At 67.1% G+C, this 19138-nt stretch carries 15 protein-coding genes and 1 tRNA gene; 12 read left to right on the top strand and 4 right to left on the bottom strand.

What is annotated here, in order from left to right:
* Positions 1 to 72 precede the first annotated feature (72 nt).
* The 3 genes from bfr (at position 73) to K307_RS26880 (ending at position 1514) form a co-directional block, all read left to right on the top strand.
* Complete coding sequence (bfr, locus tag K307_RS26870) at positions 73 to 549, top strand: bacterioferritin (protein ID WP_042883883.1); 477 nt, start codon at positions 73 to 75, stop codon at positions 547 to 549.
* Between the two features lie 100 nt (positions 550 to 649).
* Positions 650 to 724: transfer RNA gene (locus tag K307_RS26875), tRNA-Cys, on the top strand.
* Between the two features lie 346 nt (positions 725 to 1070).
* Entirely contained in the window at positions 1071 to 1514 is a 444-nt protein-coding gene (locus K307_RS26880) for a GNAT family N-acetyltransferase (RefSeq protein ID WP_042883884.1), read from the top strand.
* A gap of 36 nt (positions 1515 to 1550) precedes the next feature.
* Here the strand turns inward: K307_RS26880 and dmeF are convergent, their stop codons facing one another.
* Complete coding sequence (gene dmeF, locus K307_RS26885) at positions 1551 to 2558, bottom strand: CDF family Co(II)/Ni(II) efflux transporter DmeF (RefSeq protein ID WP_042883885.1); 1008 nt, start codon at positions 2556 to 2558, stop codon at positions 1551 to 1553.
* Positions 2559 to 2806: 248 nt separating this feature from the next.
* Here dmeF and K307_RS26890 point away from each other — a divergent pair, with 248 nt between their 5' ends.
* Positions 2807 to 3685 carry an alpha/beta fold hydrolase gene (locus K307_RS26890; RefSeq protein ID WP_042883886.1) on the top strand — a complete coding sequence of 293 codons (879 nt, stop codon included), beginning with the start codon at positions 2807 to 2809 and terminating at the stop codon, positions 3683 to 3685.
* A gap of 485 nt (positions 3686 to 4170) precedes the next feature.
* Here K307_RS26890 and K307_RS26895 read toward each other — a convergent pair whose 3' ends face one another.
* On the bottom strand, positions 4171 to 5637 hold the full coding sequence (locus K307_RS26895) for a PLP-dependent aminotransferase family protein (RefSeq protein ID WP_042883887.1): 1467 nt from the start codon (positions 5635 to 5637) through the stop codon (positions 4171 to 4173).
* 368 nt (positions 5638 to 6005) lie between these two features.
* Here K307_RS26895 and K307_RS26900 point away from each other — a divergent pair, with 368 nt between their 5' ends.
* From K307_RS26900 to K307_RS26910, 3 genes are all read left to right on the top strand, one after another.
* Positions 6006 to 7337: an aspartate aminotransferase family protein gene (locus K307_RS26900; protein ID WP_042883888.1), complete on the top strand. Its 1332-nt coding sequence runs from the start codon at positions 6006 to 6008 to the stop codon at positions 7335 to 7337.
* Between the two features lie 106 nt (positions 7338 to 7443).
* Positions 7444 to 8961 carry a CoA-acylating methylmalonate-semialdehyde dehydrogenase gene (locus K307_RS26905; RefSeq protein WP_042883889.1) on the top strand — a complete coding sequence of 506 codons (1518 nt, stop codon included), beginning with the start codon at positions 7444 to 7446 and terminating at the stop codon, positions 8959 to 8961.
* Positions 8962 to 8974: 13 nt separating this feature from the next.
* Positions 8975 to 9325, top strand: a complete 351-nt coding sequence (locus K307_RS26910) for a glyoxalase superfamily protein (protein WP_042883890.1) — start codon at positions 8975 to 8977, stop codon at positions 9323 to 9325.
* Between the two features lie 6 nt (positions 9326 to 9331).
* Here the strand turns inward: K307_RS26910 and K307_RS26915 are convergent, their stop codons facing one another.
* The gene (locus K307_RS26915) at positions 9332 to 10309 is read right to left on the bottom strand and encodes a GlxA family transcriptional regulator (RefSeq protein WP_063771721.1); all 978 of its coding nucleotides are present in this window, start codon (positions 10307 to 10309) and stop codon (positions 9332 to 9334) included.
* Positions 10310 to 10475: 166 nt separating this feature from the next.
* Between K307_RS26915 and K307_RS26920 the strand changes: the two genes are divergently transcribed.
* The 3 genes from K307_RS26920 (at position 10476) to K307_RS26930 (ending at position 13505) form a co-directional block, all read left to right on the top strand.
* Positions 10476 to 11711 carry an MFS transporter gene (locus tag K307_RS26920; protein ID WP_042883891.1) on the top strand — a complete coding sequence of 412 codons (1236 nt, stop codon included), beginning with the start codon at positions 10476 to 10478 and terminating at the stop codon, positions 11709 to 11711.
* A gap of 10 nt (positions 11712 to 11721) precedes the next feature.
* The gene (locus K307_RS26925; protein WP_042883892.1) at positions 11722 to 11937 is read left to right on the top strand and encodes a hypothetical protein; all 216 of its coding nucleotides are present in this window, start codon (positions 11722 to 11724) and stop codon (positions 11935 to 11937) included.
* 170 nt (positions 11938 to 12107) lie between these two features.
* On the top strand, positions 12108 to 13505 hold the full coding sequence (locus K307_RS26930; protein ID WP_042883893.1) for an amino acid permease: 1398 nt from the start codon (positions 12108 to 12110) through the stop codon (positions 13503 to 13505).
* Between the two features lie 6 nt (positions 13506 to 13511).
* Here K307_RS26930 and K307_RS26935 read toward each other — a convergent pair whose 3' ends face one another.
* Complete coding sequence (locus tag K307_RS26935) at positions 13512 to 14915, bottom strand: PLP-dependent aminotransferase family protein (RefSeq protein ID WP_042883894.1); 1404 nt, start codon at positions 14913 to 14915, stop codon at positions 13512 to 13514.
* Positions 14916 to 15124: 209 nt separating this feature from the next.
* Here K307_RS26935 and K307_RS26940 point away from each other — a divergent pair, with 209 nt between their 5' ends.
* Together K307_RS26940 and icmF are read left to right on the top strand one after the other, a co-directional pair.
* Complete coding sequence (locus K307_RS26940) at positions 15125 to 15472, top strand: DUF2917 domain-containing protein (protein WP_042883895.1); 348 nt, start codon at positions 15125 to 15127, stop codon at positions 15470 to 15472.
* 266 nt (positions 15473 to 15738) lie between these two features.
* On the top strand, positions 15739 to 19029 hold the full coding sequence (gene icmF / locus K307_RS26945; RefSeq protein ID WP_042883896.1) for a fused isobutyryl-CoA mutase/GTPase IcmF: 3291 nt from the start codon (positions 15739 to 15741) through the stop codon (positions 19027 to 19029).
* Positions 19030 to 19138: the final 109 nt, after the last annotated feature.

A 19138-nucleotide genomic window follows, 5' to 3' on the forward strand; every position in this document is an offset into this window, starting at 1 on the left:
TTCGCTGCGGATATTCAACGTGCATGAAAATAAGAATTGATTCACCGTATCGAGGGGTCGTCAGGGGTTGCCATGAAAACCGACAAAAAGGTGATCCAGTTGCTCAATGGCCAGCTCAGGCATGAGCTCACCGCGATCAACCAGTATTTCCTGCATGCCCGCATGTATCGGCATTGGGGGCTCAACGCCCTGGGCAAGCACGAATACGACGAGTCGATCGAGGAAATGAAGCATGCCGACAAGCTGATTGAGCGCATCCTGCTGCTCGACGGCCTGCCCAACCTGCAGGACCTGGACAAGCTGCTGATCGGCGAAAACACCGAGGAAATGTTGCGCTGCGACCTGAAGCTTGAGCAGGTATCGCAGGCCAGCTGCAAGGAAGCGATCAAGTATTTCGAATCAGTCAGCGACTATGTGTCGCGCGAGGTCGTGGTCCATATCCTGGAAGACACCGAAGAGCATATCGATTGGCTGGAAGCGCAGCTCGAACTGGTCGTCAAGGTCGGCCTGCAGAACTATATCCAGTCCGCCATGGGCGACATCGGCTAGCCGCTCCGGGGCAGTGCCCGCGCGGTGCCCTGCAGACTTTTCCATTTCCCGCTACACTGCGGCCCGCAACCCGACGCGCCTGTATGACGCGTCGTCCACGGGCGGGGTGGCAGAGTGGTGATGCAACGGCCTGCAAAGCCGTATACGACGGTTCGATTCCGTATCCCCGCCTCCAGTACTCTCTTGCCGGCGCATTGCCGCCGGGCGTGAACGGCGTCCCGTTCCCTTGCGCTGCGCGACGCTTCCGCAACGCTCTCATCGCTCAGCGTTCTCCCGCATTCCATTCCAGCCGCGTGCACGCGCAGCCATGCGTGCGCGTGCGCCAAAATAACCTGCGTATTTCCGTACACCCCCCTTTATTCCGTTTCATCCCTGATAGATCAAAGCGGGCGGATCGGGTAGTGTTGCGCGTCAGGCCAAAACGGCCTGCGTGCACAGCGTGCCGCCTGCCGGCAGCGCAACCATGACCGGGCTTCCATGGTGTTCCCGTTGCTAAGTGATGTGAAGAAGAGAGGCTCCAGATGATCAAAGACCTGCGTATCCGGGCGGCCATGCCCTCGGACGCGCCAGCCGTGGGCGCCGTGCTCGAGCGTTGCGGCCTGCCGACAGACGACGTGCTCCGGCTGCTGGAGCAATTCCACGTTGCGATTCTTGAATCGCAAATCATCGGCTGCGCCGCCGGCGAGTTGTTCGGCCAGACCGTGGTGATCCGCTCGGTTGCCGTGCTGCCAGAGCACCGCGACCAGGGCGTGGCCACGCACGTGGTGCACGCCGCGCTGATGCGCGCGCGCGCCAACGGCGCGCGGCGCGCGGTGCTGCTGGCCTCGAGCTGCCCCAGCTATTTCGCCCGCTACGGCTTTACGCTGGTGCCCGCCGCCAAGCTGCCGCAGGAGGTGATGTCCTCCAGCGAATTCCATCGGCATACCGATACGCCGCCGCTGTGCATGTGGTGCGAGTTGAGCTGAGCTCGCACCAGGCGGAGTGAGCGGGAGACGCGTGCTTCAGTGCGCGCCAACCTCGCAGCGGCTGATCTCCACCGTCACGTGCACCAGTTCCTCGTGCACGGACAGCGCCTGGCGCACCCGTTGCGGCGTCAGCGCCTGGTCATGCGTCACCAGGCAGACGATGCAGGCGAACTTCTGCCGGCCCACGCGCCACACATGCAAGTCGGTCACGCTGGTAGGTTCCTCACCGTGGTTGTGACCATGGTCGAGGCTCGCCAGCACCTCGCGCACTTCCTCCACCACCGGGTGGTCCATCTCGCGGTCCAGCAGCACCGTGCCGCTCTGGCGCAGCAGGCCGATCGCCCACTTGCCCACCAGCGCCGCGCCCACCAGCCCCATCACCGGGTCCAGCCAGGCCCAGCCCAGCCACCAGCCGCCGGCCAGCGCGACGATCGCGAGCACCGAGGTCGCGGCATCGGCCAGCACGTGCACATAGGCGGCGCGCAGGTTGATGTCGTGGTGGTGGCCGTCGTGGTGATGGTCGTGACCGTGGTGATGGTGGCCATGCCCGTGATCGAGGCCATGCTCGTGGCCATGACCGTGCCCGTGTGAATGCCCGCCGAGGATCAGCGCGCAGCCCAGGTTGACCAGCAGTCCCAGCGCGGTCACGGCCATGGCCTCGCGGTAGTGGATCGTCTGCGGGCTGAACAGCCGCTCGACCGAGCCCGCCGCCATCAGCGCCGCGATGCCCAGCAGGAACACCGCGCTGGCAAAGCCGGCGAGCACCTCAATCTTCCAGGTGCCGAAGGCAAAGCGCCAGTCGCCGGCATAGCGCCGCGCGGCCGCATAGGCAAAGGCCGACAGGCCGATGGCAAGGGCGTGCGAACTCATGTGCCAGCCATCGGCCAGCAGCGCCATCGAGTTGAACCAGAGGCCGGCGGCGATTTCCACCACCATGGTGGCGGCGGTGATCGCCATCACCAGGCGCGTGCCGCGCTCGGCGGCGCGGTTGCCGGCGTCGAAGGTGTGGCTGTGGGTCCACGCGGACAGGTCGTGGGTGTGCATCGTCAGATCCTGCTCAGAGCTTGAAGTCGGTCAGTTGCGGCCACGCGGCGCGGCCATTCAGGCACAAGGGTAGCAGAGCACCGGTGCGCCAACGGCTGCGTCCCTGACGGGCGCAGGGGCGGGTAGCCGGCCCGGATTGATGAATGAGTGGAACGAATGAGTGTCGCCAGAGGAAATCCTGTCCATGGATTTCGTGATTACACTAGCCTTCGGACGCCAATGGCAGCGGCCAGCACAGGAGACAGACGATGTTCGAAGGATTCACGCCGCACCGGATCGATTGCGGCGACGTGGCCATCCACGCGGTGGCGGGCGGGCAGGGCCCGGGTTTGCTGCTGCTACATGGCCACCCGCAAACGCATGTGATCTGGCACAAGGTGGTGCCGGTGCTGGCGCAGCACTTCACCGTAGTGGCGGCCGACCTGCGCGGCTATGGCGACAGCGACAAGCCCGCCGGCCTGCCCGACCATGCCAACTACAGCAAGCGCACCATGGCCGCCGACCAGCTCGCGGTGATGCGCGCGCTGGGTTTCGACCAGTTCAGCGTGCTGGCGCATGATCGCGGCGCGCGCGTGGCGCACCGGCTGGCGGTCGACCATCCCGAGGCGGTGCAAAAGCTGGTGACGCTCGACATCGCGCCCACGCTGGCCATGTACGAGCAGACCAACGAGGCCTTTGCGCGCGCCTACTGGCACTGGTTCTTCCTGATCCGCCCGGCGCCGTTCCCGGAGACCCTGATCGAGGCCGATCCCGCGCTCTACCTGCGCCAGACCATGGGCAGCCGCAGCGCCGGCCTGGCGCCGTTCACCGACGCCGCCATGGCCGAGTACCTGCGCTGCCTGAGCCTGCCCGGCGCCGCCCATGGCCTTTGCGAGGACTACCGCGCCAGCGCCTCGATCGACCTGGAGCATGACCGCTCGGACCTCGCCGCGGGCCGCATGGTCGAGTGCGAGATGCTGGCGCTGTGGGGCGAGCATGGCGCGGTGGGCCAGTGCTTCCGGCCCCTGGACGAGTGGAGCAAGGTGGCGCGCCGGGTGCGCGGCCATGCGCTGCCGAGCGGGCATTACCTCGCCGAAGAGATCCCCGAGCGCCTGCTCGAGGAAGTGCTGCCTTTCCTGCGCGGCTGACGCAGCCGCCGGGCTGCTGCCTTGCGGCGCAGCCGGTTTCCTCATGCCGGGTAGACCCGGCACTTCTCCAGGCTCCCGGTTTCTGGAAGCGGTGTGCTTTTCACCTTGCGAAATGTCCTAGCAAAACGCTCGGGCATTTCCGACGTCCTTACATACATTCATGGATGGATGTATGATTCGGCGAAGAATTCACATAGCCGCAACATCTTTGTTGTCGTTTCCGAGATGAGCTACCGATTCATTGCCATTTGCCTTACCACCTGGGTGGGTGTCTGCGCCACCGCGGGCTGGGTCGTCGAGCGCCTCTGGAGCTGAGGCCGCGCCGGGGAGCGGCGCCGCTCACGCTCCCGCCAGAATAAAAAAAGCAGTACCCGAATCAGAAGAAGAAGGCTCGCATGCGTACCCTCACCGCCTTGCCCGACCGGCAGGCCAGGACGGCTGCCATTGCCGTGGCTGCGGTCTGATTCTTGGTCGGATTCTTCCGGTCAGGCCGCCGCCGCGCGCGGCGCCTGCGCCAGGCTGTCGAAGAACTGCCATAGCTGCGGCGCATCGCCGGTGGCCACGTTGAAGCGGATCCACGGGGAATCGGTCTCGTCCGGCTCGAAGTACGAGCCCGGGGCCAGCCAGATGCCGTGTTCCAGCGCCAGCGTCGCCAGCCGGTTGCCGTGCAGCGGCTCGCCGCGCCGGCTGGCCTGCAGCCGCGCCTGTATCGCCTCACTCAGCCGCGCCCACGCGAACATCCCGCCTTCCGGGCGCAGCAGCACTTCCAGCCCGTGGGCTTCCATCTTCTCGGTCACGCGGTCCTGCTGCGCGCGCAGCCGCTCGGCCAGCGCCGCCACGTGGCGGCCGTAGTGGCCGCTGGTCAGCACCGAATAGACCAGCCGCTCCGTCACCTCCGACGAGGTCAGGCCGACCGCCATTTTGGTGCGCGCAAAGGCCTTGGCCAGGTCCGGGCTGGCGGCGAGATAGCCGACGCGCAGCGACGGCGTGATGGTCTTGGAGAACCCGTTGACGTAGACCACCTGCGACAGCCCGTCCATGGCCGCCAGCATCGGCGAGCCCGCCGGCGCCAGTTCGCGGTAGATGTCGTCTTCCACCACCAGCAGCCGGTGCTGCTCGGCCAGTTGCAGCACGCGGAAGGCGTTCATGCTGCTCAGGCTGGCGCCGGTCGGGTTCTGCAGCACGGTGTTGACGAACAGCGCGCGCGGCGCGTGCGCGCGGATGGCATCGTCCAGCGCATCGGTATCGAGCCCCGCCGCCGAGCGCGGCACGCCGACCACGCGCAAGCCCGCCAGCCGCAGGATCTGCAGGAGGTTGCAGTAGCAGGGCGATTCCACCAGCACCGTGTCGCCGGCGCGCAGCAGCGTGCGTACCACCAGGTCCATCGCCTGCGTGGCGCCCTGCGTCAGCACCACCTGCTGCGCCTGCAGCGGGATGCCGTACTGGCCCAGGCCGGTGGCGATATGCTCGCGCAGCGGCGCGAAACCGTACGGGTGGCCATAGCCCGACAGCTGCGCCGCCGGCACCCGCGCCGAGGCGCGCATGGCCTGGTGCAGGCCTTCCTCGTTGAGCCAGTCGCCGGGCAGCCAGCCCGCACCCGCCTTGATCGGCACGGAATGGTCGGCAAACACATCGGACAGCAGCCACGCCGCGTTCAGCCCCGGTGCTTCCCATTGCGGCGCGCGAGCGTGGCCGGTGGGCGCATGGCGGTGCGCCACGGTATAGCCCGAGCCGGCACGCGCAGCCAGGTAGCCCAGCGCGGTCAGCCGGCCATAGGCCTCGGCCACGGTGAAGGTGCTGACGTGATGGTGCTGCGCGAAGCGGCGCACCGAGGGCAGCGCGGTGCCGGCGCGCAGCGCGCGCTGCTCCACCAGCTCGGCGATGCCGGCCACGATCTGCTCGGTCAGGGTTTCGCCGCCGCGGCGGCTGCGGGTCAGGTTCAGGGTCAGCATCAGGCACTCTGGCAGGCACGAACCTGTACAGTTTAGCGGCCCGCGCAGGAGCTCGCTCGGGGCCGCATTCCGCCACGCAAAATTTGCCGCAGTGCAGCGTGGGATGCGGTACGGCGGTCCGGTGCGGCATGTGGCACGATGGTGAGCCGGCCACACCCCGGCAGCGCTTGCCTGTACGGTTGTGCGTGAGCAAACTGTACGGTAAGGCAGTGCTGTCAGGACTGTATATTTTGTCGGCCAGAGGCCGCCGGTAGAGTGGCCGTCATTGCCGCCGTTTCCTTGCCTGCACCTTTTTACGAGCAAGGCGGCACCAGATCGCCGCTGCGCAACCAGCCAGCGCGCCAACCAGATTTCCCTGAGGAGGACGTATGGACGCCGCCAAGACCGTGATTCCCGATCTCGATGCCCTGTGGATGCCCTTTACCGCCAACCGCCAGTACAAGGCGGCGCCGCGCCTGCTGGCGTCGGCCAGCGGCATGTACTACACCACCCACGACGGCCGCCAGATCCTGGACGGTTGCGCGGGCCTGTGGTGCGTCGCCGCCGGCCACTGCCGCAAGGAGATCGCGCAGGCCGTGGCGCGCCAGGCCGCCACGCTGGACTACGCACCGCCGTTCCAGATGGGCCACCCGCTGTCGTTCGAGGCTGCCACCAAGGTCGCCGCGATCATGCCGCAGGGGCTGGATCGCATCTTCTTCACCAACTCGGGCTCCGAGGCGGTCGACACTGCGCTGAAGATCGCGCTGGCCTACCACCGCGCGCGCGGCGAAGGCCAGCGCACGCGCTTCATCGGCCGCGAGCGCGGCTATCACGGCGTGGGCTTCGGCGGCATGGCGGTGGGCGGCATCGGTCCCAACCGCAAGGCCTACTCGGCCAACCTGATGCCGGGCACCGACCACCTGCCGGCCACGCTGAACATCGCCGAGGCAGCCTTCTCAAAGGGCCAGCCGCAATGGGGCGCGCACCTGGCCGACGAGCTGGAACGCATCCTGGCGCTGCATGACCCGGCCAACGTCGCCGCCGTGATCGTCGAGCCGCTGGCCGGCTCCGCCGGCGTGCTGGTGCCGCCGGTCGGCTACCTGGAGAAGCTGCGCGAGATCACCAGCAAGCACGGCATCCTGCTGATCTTCGACGAGGTGATCACCGCCTTCGGCCGCCTGGGCGCCGCCACCGCGGCCGAGCGCTTCAACGTGACGCCGGACCTGATCACCATGGCCAAGGCGATCAACAACGCCGCCGTGCCGATGGGCGCCGTGGCCGTGCGCCGCGAAGTCCACGACACCGTGGTCAATGCTGCCGCGCCGGGCACGATCGAGCTGCTGCACGGCTACACCTACTCCGGCCACCCGCTGGCGGCCGCGGCCACGATCGCGACGCTCGACCTGTACCAGCGCGAAAACCTGTTCGGCCGCGCCGCCGAACTGGCGCCGGTGTTCGAAGCCGCGGTGCACGGCGTACGCGGCGCGCCGCACGTGAAGGACATCCGCAACTTCGGGCTGGTTGCGGGCATCGAACTGGAATCGCGCCCCGGCCAGCCCGGCCTGCGCGCCTACGAGGTGTTCCTGAAGTGCCTGGAGCGCGGCGTGCTGGTGCGCTACACCGGCGACATCCTGGCGTTCTCGCCGCCACTGATCATCTCGGAAGCGCAGATCGCCGAGATGTTCGATACCGTCAAGCTGGCGCTGCAGGACGTCAAGTAAGCGGCCCCGGCCGCCATGCATCCTTGCCGGGCCTGAGGGCCCGGCAGTCTCTCTTTTTCATGGGTCCGTGGGCGTCGCACGCCTGCGGCCATCGAGGAAAAACCCGGTGAACATCGCAGAAAACCGGCAACTGGCCGAGATCCACCATTACATCGGCGGCGCCGTGCGCCGCGCCAGCGGGCAGCGCCTGGCCGACGTCTTCAATCCCGCCACCGGCGAGGTCAGCGCCCGCGTCGCGCTCGGCACCACGCAGGACGTGGGCGACGCCGTGGCTGCCGCCAAGGCCGCCTTTCCGGCATGGTCCGAAACCCCGCCGCTGCGCCGCGCGCGCATCCTGTTCAAGTTCAAGGAACTGCTCGACCAGCACCACGACGACCTGGCCGCGCTGATCACGCGCGAACACGGCAAGGTATTCTCGGATGCCAAGGGCGAAGTCACGCGCGGCATCGAGGTGGTGGAGTTCGCCTGCGGCATCCCCAATCTGCTCAAGACCGACTTCACCGACAACATCGGCGGCGGCATCGACAACTGGAACCTGCGCCAGCCGCTGGGCGTGGTGGCCGGCATCACGCCGTTCAACTTCCCGGTGATGGTGCCGATGTGGATGTTCCCGGTGGCAATCGCCTGCGGCAATACCTTCGTGCTGAAGCCGTCGGAACGCGATCCGTCGCCGAGCCTGCTGATTGCCGACCTGCTGCGCCAGGCCGGGCTGCCCGATGGCGTGTTCAATGTCGTGCAGGGCGACAAGGAAGCAGTCGATGCGCTGCTGGCGCATCCGGATGTGCAGGCGCTGTCGTTCGTGGGTTCGACGCCCATCGCCGAGTACATCTACACGGAAGGCACGAAGCACGGCAAGCGCGTGCAGGCGCTGGGCGGAGCCAAGAACCACCTGGTGGTGATGCCCGATGCCGATCTCGACCAGGCAGTCGATGCGCTGATCGGTGCTGCGTACGGTTCCGCCGGCGAGCGCTGCATGGCGATCTCGGTGGCGGTGGCAGTCGGCGATGTCGCCGACAAGCTGGTGCCGCGACTCGCCGAACGCGCCAGCTCGCTGAAGATCCGCAACGGCATGGAGTCGGACGCCGAAATGGGTCCGCTGGTGACTGCTGCGCACAAGGCGAAGGTGGAGGGCTATATTGCCAAGGGTGTGGAAGAGGGCGCGACGCTGGTGACCGATGGCCGCGGCCACAAGGTCGCAGGCCACGATAACGGCTTCTATGTCGGCGGCACGCTGTTCGATAACGTCAAGCCGGACATGACGATCTACAAGGAAGAGATCTTCGGCCCGGTGCTGTCGGTGGTGCGCGTGCATGACTTTGCCGAAGCGGTGGCGCTGATCAATGCGCATGAGTTTGGCAACGGCGTCTCGTGCTACACCAGCGATGGCGGCATCGCGCGCGCCTTTGCGCGGCAGATCCAGGTGGGCATGGTCGGCATCAACGTGCCGATCCCGGTGCCGATGGCCTGGCACTCGTTCGGCGGCTGGAAGCGTTCGCTGTTCGGCGACCATCACGCCTATGGCGAAGAGGGCGTGCGCTTCTACACGCGCTACAAGAGCGTGATGCAGCGTTGGCCGGATTCGATTGCCAAGGGGGCTGAGTTCACGATGCCGGTGGCCAAGTAGCGGGGGCGCGGGCATGAGGGTCAACCGGATCGTTGCCAACATCGCCGTCGCCGACCCGGCCGGTGCCCGCGCTTTCTACCAGGACATCCTGGGCCTGGACGTGCTGATGGACCACGGCTGGATCCAGACCTATGGCAGCAATGCCACGATGTCGGTCCAGGTCAGCTTCGCCACAGAGGGCGGCAACGGTACGCCGGTGCCGGACCTGTCGATCGAGGTCGATGACGTCGACGAGGCGCATCGCCGCATGCTGGCCGGCGGCTTCGCCATCGAGTATGGTCCTGCCGACGAGCCGTGGGGTGTACGCCGCTTCTACGTACGCGATCCGTTCGGCCGGCTGGTCAATATCGTGATGCACACCTGAGCGCAGTCATTCCGCGCTGCCGGCGCGGGCTTGCCGGTACGCCTTCGGCGTGGCCGGCTCGGCCTTGTTCCAGCAGGCGCGGAAGGCCTGCACGCTGGCAAAGCCGCTTTTCAGCGCGATCTCTTCTACCGGCAATGACGACGACGCCAGCAGCTTGCGCGCGCGCGCCATGCGTAGCGTGAGCTGGAACTGCTTGGGCGTGAGGCCGGTTTCTTCATGGAACACGCGGGACAGGTGCCGCACGCTGATGGCGAAGCGCTCGGCGAAGCGCGTGTCGGCAACATTGGTGTCGAGCTCGAGCGAGATCGCGTCCTGAACCGCGTGCACCAGCGCATTGCCGTGCGAGCGCGCGCGGAACTGCGGAGCGACCTGCGGATCGCCGCTGAATCGGCGGAAGGGCACCACGTTGTCGCGCGCCACGGCGATGGCGGCTTCGTCGCCATAGGCGTCGGCCACCAGACGCAGCGCCAGGTCGATGCCCGAAGCCACGCCGGCAGACGTCCACACATTGCCATCGCGAACGAAGACCCGGTTGTCGATGACCGAGGCGGCGGGATGCCGCGTGCGCAGGCGGCGGGTGTGGGCGTGGTGGGTGGTGCACAGGCGGCCGTCGAGCAGGCCGGCGGCGCCCAGCAGGAAGGCGCCGGTGCAGACGGCGGCGACCTGTACGTCGGCGTTCCTGCCGTCGGCGAAAGACGCCTTCAGCCAACTCGCGGTATCGTGCCATGCCGGCGAGGTGGTCAACGTGTCCAGAAGTTTGCTGCCGATGGCCAGCACCACGTCCCCGGGGCAGAGTCGTGCAGGCAGGCGTTCGACCTGGCCCAGTGCCGGCCCCTGGAACGAAGTGACGCTCGAATGCGGCCCGACGCAGCGCACCTTGAGTGGTGCAATGCCCAGCTCCGATACGCTCGACAGGATCTGCAGCGGGCCCCCAAGGTCGAGCATGTGGACGTTGGGCAGCACCAGGAGATAGGCGGTAGTCATCGCGGCAAGGGAAGAGCGAGCGGTACGATGCCGTCATTCTCGCGCGATTCCAGCGCAACGCAACGGTGATGGCCGAAAATTTGCTTTTCTGGTCCAGGCGGTTGCCGTGGCCAGGGGGCGGGCTTGCCTAGCATGTCACCAGGCCTCGCACGACTGAGAGATCGACATGCCCCGCACCCGCATCCCCGCCATCACCCTTGCCCTGGTCGCCATCGGCTTTGCGGCGATGTTCGTCTCGACCGCGGTCAAGGGCCTCTACCAGGTGTATTTCGTCGACCTCGCGGCGCACTTCGGCCAGGGCCGGGCGCAGTTCGCCTGGTCCGGCAGCGTATTCATGCTGGCCACCGGGCTGATGTCGCCGGTGGTCGGCGCGCTCAGCGACCGGCTCGGTCCGCTGCGCACCTCGGCGGCAGGTGCGTTGGCGGCGGGGCTGGCGCTCGCCGGGGTGGCGCTATGGCAGCAGTCGCTGGCGTTCTTCGTGCTGATGTTCGGCGTCGCCGGCGCCTTCGGACTGGCGGCGATGACTTTCGTGCCGATGGGCATCCTGGTCGACCGCCTGTTCGAGGAGCGCAAGAAGGGGCTGGCCTATGCGGTCGTCACCAACGGCACCGCGATCGGTTTTATCGTGCTGTCGCCGCTGTGGATCTGGCTGCAGCCGCAGGCAAGCTGGAGCGCGGCCTTCGGCGTCGCCGGCGCGGTGTTTGCCGTGCCGGTTGCCGGGGCCTTGTGGCTGGCATCGCGCTGGGAGCCGGCGTCGGGGCAGCGCACGGCTGCCGTGCAAACGTCGGCATGGACGGTGGTGCGGCGCGATCCGGTCTTCTACGCGCTGGCGGCCAGCTTCTTCGGCTGCGGCGCGACCATGGCCTTTATCGACGTCCACGTGATCGCGCACTGGCAAGGGCAGGGCGAGCCGCGCCTGGCGATGGGCTATGGCATGAGCACGCTGGGCGTGCTGGAGCTGGCCAGCGGCATCGTCTCCGGCGCGCTGGCGCTGCGCTTTGACAAGCACCGGCTGCTGGCCGGGTTCTACGCGCTGCGCTCCGCGTCGATGCTGTTGCTGCTGGTGCCGGGGCTGGGCGTGCTGCCGTTTGCGATCGGCTTCGGCGCCAGCTACCTTGGCACGGTGGTCCTGACGTCGATGTTCTGCTTCGAGCGCTACGGCAGCCGGATCAAGGGCAAGGTGTTCGGCCTGCTGTTCCTGGGGCATCAGCTGGGCGCTTTCCTGACGGTGCAACTCGGGGCGTGGTCGTTCGACGCGACCCGCAGTTACCAGCACACGATCGCGGCGCTGGTCGCGGTGACGCTGTGCTCGGCCGGCTGGGCGTGGTTCGGCCTGCGCCGCGCGGGTCCGCTGCCCGCGCTGGCCGATCTCCCGGCCATGCCGGAAGCCGCCAGCCGTTGATGTACCAGCCATGATTGCGCAGACCCTGCTGCGGCTCCTCCTTGCCGGTTCCACGCTGCTGCCCCTGGCGCTGGCAGCGTGGGCGCTGCCGTGGCCGCTGCGCGCAAGAATCGCAGCCCTGGCCTTGCTTGCGTTCTGTGCCGCCGCCGTGCTGGCGCTCGATCCGCTGGCCACCGCATTCGCGCGTGTGGACGGCATCCTCTCGGCGCCGGGCTGCGGCGGCTGATCTTGTCGGCGGTCCGCGCCGCGCATCCCCGCATTCCCTGTCATTTCGCGGACGCGCACCCCGGCGCCTGCATTCCAAAAGTGACGCCTGCGCCGTGCCGCAGGCGTAAACTATCGCCCTTTTTCGGGCGCCATGCCGCCGCGCGCCCGGCCACCGCAGCAGGAGTCTGAATGAGCTTGTTCCGCACCAAGGACATCGACGCGATGCTGGCCGTCGCGTGCGATGACGGCCTGAGAAAGGTGCTGGGTCCGATCGACCTGGTGATGATGGGTATCGGCGCCATCATCGGCACCGGCATTTTCGTGCTGACCGGCACCGGCGCGCTGACCGCGGGGCCGGCGCTGACGGTGTCGTTCGTGATCGCCGCGCTGGCGTGCGGCTTTGCCGCGTTGTGCTACGCCGAGTTCGCCTCCGCGATCCCGGTGTCGGGATCGATCTACACCTACAGCTACGCCACGCTGGGCGAGATCGTCGCGTGGATGATCGGCTGGGACCTGCTGCTGGAGTACGGGCTGGCCACCTCGGCGGTGTCGGTAGGCTGGTCGGGCTATTTCCAGTCGCTGATGGCGGGCTTCGGGCTGAAGCTGCCGGCGGCGCTGACCGCGGCGCCGGGTTCGGTGCCGGGCGTGCAGACGCTGCTGAACCTGCCGGCGTGCCTGATCATGCTGGCGATCACCTGGGTGGTGTCGTACGGCGTGCGCGAATCGACGCGCATCAACAACCTGATGGTCGCGGTCAAGATCGGCGTGGTGCTGCTGTTTATCGCGGTCGGCGTGTGGCATGTGCAGCCGGCCAACTGGCGGCCGTTCGCGCCGTTCGGCTTCAGCGGCATCTTCAATGCCGCGGCGCTGGTGTTCTTTGCCTTTATCGGCTTCGATGCAGTGACTTCGGCCGCGGAAGAAGTGCGCAACCCGCGCCGCGACCTGCCGGTCGGCATCATCGGTTCGCTGGCGGTGTGCACGGTGCTGTATGTCACGGTGGCGGCGATCATGACCGGCATCGTGCCGTTCGCCAAGTTTGCCGGCGTCGACCATCCGGTGTCGCTGGCACTGCAATTCGCCGGCGAGAACTGGGTGGCGGGCTTTGTCGACCTGGGCGCGATCCTGGGCATGACCACGGTGATCCTGGTGATGACCTACGGCCAGACCCGCGTGATCTTCGCGATGTCGCGCGACGGGCTGCTGCCGGAGCGGCTGTCGTCGGTGCACCCGGTGCATGCGACGCCGTATTTCGCCACCTGGACCGTGGGCATCGTGTTCGCCGCGATTGCCGCCTTCGTGCCGCTGAACGTGCTGGCCGAACTGATCAATATCGGCACGCTGGCGGCCTTTACGCTGATCTCGGTGGCGGTGCTGGTGCTGCGCAAGACGCGCCCGGAATTGCCGCGCGCGTTCCGCTGCCCGGGCGTGCCGGTGGTGCCGCTGCTGTCGGTCGGCTTCTGCCTGTTCCTGATGGCGCACCTGCAGGCGCTGACGTGGATCGCCTTCCTGGTGTGGCTGGTGGTGGGGCTGGTGATCTACTTTGGCTACGCGCGGCGCAATGCCGTGCTGCATAACCACGGGGGCTGACACCTATCAACCGCGTTCGGCTGCCGCCTTCATGAAGGCCACCGCGCGCGGCTCGTTGGCATAGGCGGCATTGATCCGGATCCAGGCCGAGGTCTCGCCGCCCGGGCGGAAGTAATTGCCCGGTGCCAGCGTCACGCCGTATTCCTCGCCCAGCGTCACCAGCTCGCGCGAATCCTCGATGCCGGGCGGGCGCGCCCACAAGAAGTTGCCGCCCGACGGCTCGCAGAACACCTCCCAGCCGCAGCCGGTGAGCTGTCGCACCGCATTGGCCGAGGCCTCGCGCACGCGCAGGCGCAGCCGCTCCACGTACTTGCGATAGCCGCCGCGCTCCAGCAGCGCGGCCGTGACCGCTTCCGCGAAGTGCGAGCCGGCCACGCTGGTCAGCACCTTCACGTCGACCAGGTCCTTGATCAGCGCCTTGTCCGCCACCAGGTAGCCGATCCGCAGCGAGGCCGACACCGTCTTGGAAAAGCCGCCGATGTAGATCACCTGCTCGAGCTGGTCCAGCGTCGCGAGCCGGTCGGTGAAGTGCGTCTGGAAGTCCGAAAAGATATCGTCCTCGACAAAGCGGAAGCCATGCCGGCGCGCCAGCTCCAGCAGGCGGAACGCTGCCGGCGGCGCCAGCGTCGAGCCAGTCGGATTCTGCAGCACGCTGTTGGTGAAGAACAGCTTGGGCTTGTGCTGGCGCAGCAGCGCCTCGGTGGCATCCGGGTCGGGGCCGTGGGGCGTGTGCGGCACGCCCACCAGTTGCACGCCGTGCAGCCTCAGCAGGCCGAACAGGTTGTAGTAGCCGGGGTCTTCGACGAAGACCGTGTCGCCGGGCTTGAGCAGGTGGCGCACCACCAGGTCCAGCGCCTGGCTGGCGCCGCTGGTGATCAGTACCTGTGGCAGCTCGGCGGCGATGCCCAGCTGGCGCACGCGCAGCAGCACCTGGCGGCGCAGTTCCGGATGGCCCATCGGCGTGGCGTAGTGGATCACGCTGTCGATTTCGGTGCGCGAGATCGCGCGGATCGCCTGCTGCAGTCCTTCCACGTCGCGCCAGGTCTCGGGCACGAAGCCGCCAGCCAGCTTGAGCGTGCCGCTGGGGTGGTTGAACTGCTCGATGATGTGGTCCGACAGGTCTTCGGCCAGGCTCGGATCCGACCAGCCGCACGCCGAACGCCCCGCCAGCGGACTGTCCGCCACATAGAAGCCCGAACCCTGGCGCGAATCCAGCAGTCCCTGCGAAACCAGCCGGTCATAGGCCTCGATCACCGGGAAGCGGCTGATGCCGTTCTCGGCCGCCAGCAGCCGGATCGACGGCAGCTTTGCGCCAGGCCGAGCCTCGCGGTTGCCGATCCACGACTTCACGCCGTTGACGATCTGATCGGTCAGTGGAATTCCGGTAGAAGCATCTAAAATTAGTTTCATAGGCAGGGCAGCCGGGGGGAACCGGAGGAAGCAACTGTCAGGGAAAACTACTGAACAGTTCATCGAAAACTGTTCACAACTGTACATGGGATTGTAGTGAAGGATGCGAATAATGGAAGCATGGCGGAGAAAGGCGCCGGCTACCGAGGTTATTTGGCATCCAGGGGCCGGCACCGGACGTGACCGCCGAGCTGAAGAGGAGTGCGATCATGCGCGAACTACGGACTTTCGAACTGGACGAGCCCGGCCAGCCAGTGAGCTGGCGCGCCGGTTACGGGCAGACCGTCTGCGCGGCGGCGGGCAAGCTGTGGGTGACGGTCGAGGGTGATCCCAACGATATCTGGCTGGAGCCGGGCGCCGAACTGGCGCTGCCGGAGGGCTACCGGGTATGGCTGTCGGGCGACGGTCCGGGTGCGCGCTTCACGCTGGCGCAAACGCCGGCCCCGTGGTCGCTGCGACGCGTGGCCGCGTGGCTGCGCGTGATGCGCCATCGTGTGGAAGAGCACAGCACGGATGCGTTCGGGGAATGCCCGAGGATCTGGGCGTTATGCCGATGAGTCTCGCGAAGGGATTCGGATCTCCACGCAAGGCCACCGTCAGGTGGCCTTTTGCTTGCCCGACACCCACCCCCGACACCTACTCTATAAGGACACCGAACGCCAGCCTCGGGGTTCCGCCCCATTGATTTACGTTTACGTCAACGTCATATAATCGATCGGCCCCAACCGGGGCGCAGCCCGCGCGTTTCCAGCCAAGCCGGCACAGAACGGCATCCCGGGCGGACGCCGCGCGGTAGCAGCCAACACCAGAAACGGTGGAGACAATGACCGACCTTTCCGATGTGCAAGATGTGCGCCGCGGCGCGCCGCAGCCCAAGCCCACCGCGCAGGGCCGCGGTCCGGTCAACAAGGTGCGCTTTGTCACGGCGGCGTCGCTGTTCGACGGCCATGACGCCTCGATCAACATCATGCGCCGCATCCTGCAGTCGCACGGCTGCGAGGTGGTCCACCTTGGCCACAACCGCTCCGTCGAGGAGATCGTGACCGCGGCGCTGCAGGAAGACGCGCAGGGCATCGCGATCTCCAGCTACCAGGGCGGCCATGTCGAGTTCTTTAAGTACATGGTCGATCTGCTGCGCGAGAAGGGCGGCGAGCACGTGCAGGTGTTCGGCGGCGGCGGCGGCGTGATAGTCCCGGACGAGATCCGCGAGTTGCAAGCCTACGGCGTGGCGCGCATCTACAGCCCGGAGGACGGGCAGCGCATGGGCCTGGCCGGCATGATTGCCGACATGGTGCAGCGCTGCGATATCGACCTGTCGCGCTATGCGCCCACCACGCTCGAATCCGTCGCCGGCGGCGACCGCCGCGCGCTGGCGCAGCTGATCACCGCGCTGGAGAACGGCAAGGCCGATCCGGCGCTGGTGCAAACGATGCATACGCAAGCGGCAGCGGCATCGATCCCGGTGCTCGGCATCACCGGCACCGGTGGCGCGGGCAAATCGTCGCTGACCGACGAGCTGATCCGCCGCTTCCGCCTCGACCAGCAGGATGCGCTGTCCATCGCCGTGATCTCGATCGACCCCTCGCGCCGCAAGTCGGGCGGCGCGCTGCTGGGCGACCGCATCCGCATGAACGCGATCAACCATCCGAACATCTTCATGCGCTCGATGGCGACGCGCGAGGCGGGCTCGGAGATCTCACAGGCGCTGCCGGACGTGATCGCCACGTGCAAGGTGGCGGGCTTCGACCTGGTGATCGTCGAGACCTCGGGCATCGGCCAGGGCGACGCGGCCATCGTGCCGCACGTGGCCCTGTCGCTGTATGTGATGACACCGGAGTTCGGCGCGGCCAGCCAGCTCGAGAAGATCGACATGCTGGACTTCGCCGACTTCGTTGCCATTAACAAGTTCGACCGCAAGGGGGCGCAGGACGCCTGGCGCGATGTCGCCAAGCAAGTGCAGCGCAACCGCGAGCAATGGCATGGCAAGGCCGAAGATATGCCGGTGTACGGCACGCAGGCCTCGCGCTTCAATGACGACGGCGTGACCATGCTGTACCAGGGCCTGCGCGAGGCGCTGGCCGAACGCGGCCTGAAGCTGCAGCCGGGCACGCTGCCCGCGCTGTGGGGGCGCATCTCCACCGGCCAGAACGTGATCGTGCCCCCCGCGCGCAGCCGCTACCTGGCGGAACTGGCCGACGCCGTGCGCGGCTACCACCGCCGCGTGATGGAGCAGAGCCGCATCGCGCGCGAGCGCCAGCAGCTGCGTGAATCGAGCCGCATGCTGCAGGCCGCGCAGGGAGATGGCGCGGCGCTGGATGCGCTGGCGGCAGAGCGCGACAACGCCCTCGGCCAGGTGGAGCGCAAGCTGCTGGCGATGTGGCCGCAGATGCGCGAAGCCTACAGCGGCGACGAGTACGTAGTGAAGATCCGTGACAAGGAGATCCGCACCGGGCTGGTCACCACCACGCTGTCCGGCACCAAGGTGCGCAAGGTGGTGCTGCCGCGCTTCGAGGACGACGGCGAGGTGCTGAAGTGGCTGATGCGCGAGAACGTGCCCGGCAGCTTTCCGTACACCGCCGGCGTGTTCGCGTTCAAGCGCGAGAACGAGGACCCCACGCGCATGTTCGCCGGCGAGGGCGACGCGTTCCGCACCAACCGGCGCTTCAAGCTGGTGTCCGAAGGCATGGACGCCAAGCGTCTGTCGACCGCATTCGACTCGGTCACGCTGTATGGTGAAGACCCGCACGTGCGCCCCGATATCTACGGCAAGGTCGGCAACTCCGGCGTGTCGATCGCTACGCTCGACGACTTGAAGGTACTGTACGACGGCTTCGACCTGACCAGCCCGTCGACCTCGGTGTCGATGACCATCAACGGCCCGGCGCCGACCATCCTGGCGATGTTCATGAACACCGCCATCGACCAGCAGCTCGACAAGTTCCGCGCCGACAACCAGCGCGAGCCCACCGCCGACGAAGAAGGCAAGATCCGCGGCTGGGTGCTGCAGAACGTGCGCGGTACGGTGCAGGCCGACATCCTCAAGGAAGACCAGGGCCAGAACACCTGCATCTTCTCCACCGAGTTCTCGCTCAAGGTGATGGGCGATATCCAGGAGTACTTCGTCCACCATCAGGTGCGCAACTTCTACTCGGTGTCGATCTCGGGCTACCACATCGCCGAGGCCGGCGCGAACCCGATCTCGCAGCTCGCCTTCACGCTCGCCAACGGCTTCACCTACGTGGAGGCCTACCTGGCGCGCGGCATGCATATCGATGACTTCGCGCCCAACCTGTCGTTCTTCTTCTCCAACGGCATGGACCCCGAGTACAGCGTGCTGGGCCGCGTGGCGCGCCGCATCTGGGCGGTGACGATGCGCGACAAGTACGGCGCCAACGAGCGCAGCCAGAAGCTCAAGTACCACATCCAGACCTCGGGCCGCTCGCTGCACGCGCAGGAGATCGACTTCAACGATATCCGCACCACGCTGCAGGCACTGATCGCGATCTACGACAACTGCAATTCGCTGCACACCAACGCCTACGACGAAGCGATCACCACGCCCACCGGCGAATCGGTGCGCCGCGCGCTGGCGATCCAGCTCATCATCAACCGCGAGTGGGGCGTGGCCAAGTGCGAGAACCCCAACCAGGGAAGCTTCCTGATCGAGGAACTGACCGACCTGGTGGAAGAGGCAGTGCTGCAGGAATTCGAGCGCATCGCCGAGCGCGGCGGGGTGCTGGGCGCGATGGAGACCGGCTACCAGCGCGGCAAGATCCAGGAAGAGTCGCTCTACTACGAGCAGCTCAAGCACGACGGAACGCTGCCCATCATCGGCGTGAACACCTTCCGCAACCCCGAGGGCGATCCGATCCCGCAGAAGCTGGAACTGGCGCGCTCGAGCGAGGCCGAGAAGCAGAGCCAGCTCGACCGGCTGCAGGCCTTCCAGCAGGCGCATGCGGACGAGGCGCCGGCGATGCTGCAGCGGCTGCGCCAGGCGGTGATCGACAACCAGAATGTGTTCGCGGTGCTGATGGACGCGGTGCGGGTTTGCTCGCTTGGGCAGATCACACATGCGCTGTTCGAGGTCGGCGGGCAGTACCGGCGCAATATGTAGACCCGGGCTCACGCAGTGCTCGTTTATCGCGCAGAGCGGCCGCAGTGAACGGCCGCCCTGCGTTACACTCGAATGCTGCGCCGCGGCGAATCCAGCATCGCACCGGCTG

Source organism: Cupriavidus necator A5-1 (genome assembly GCF_000744095.1).
Taxonomy (GTDB): Bacteria; Pseudomonadota; Gammaproteobacteria; order Burkholderiales; family Burkholderiaceae; genus Cupriavidus; species Cupriavidus necator_A.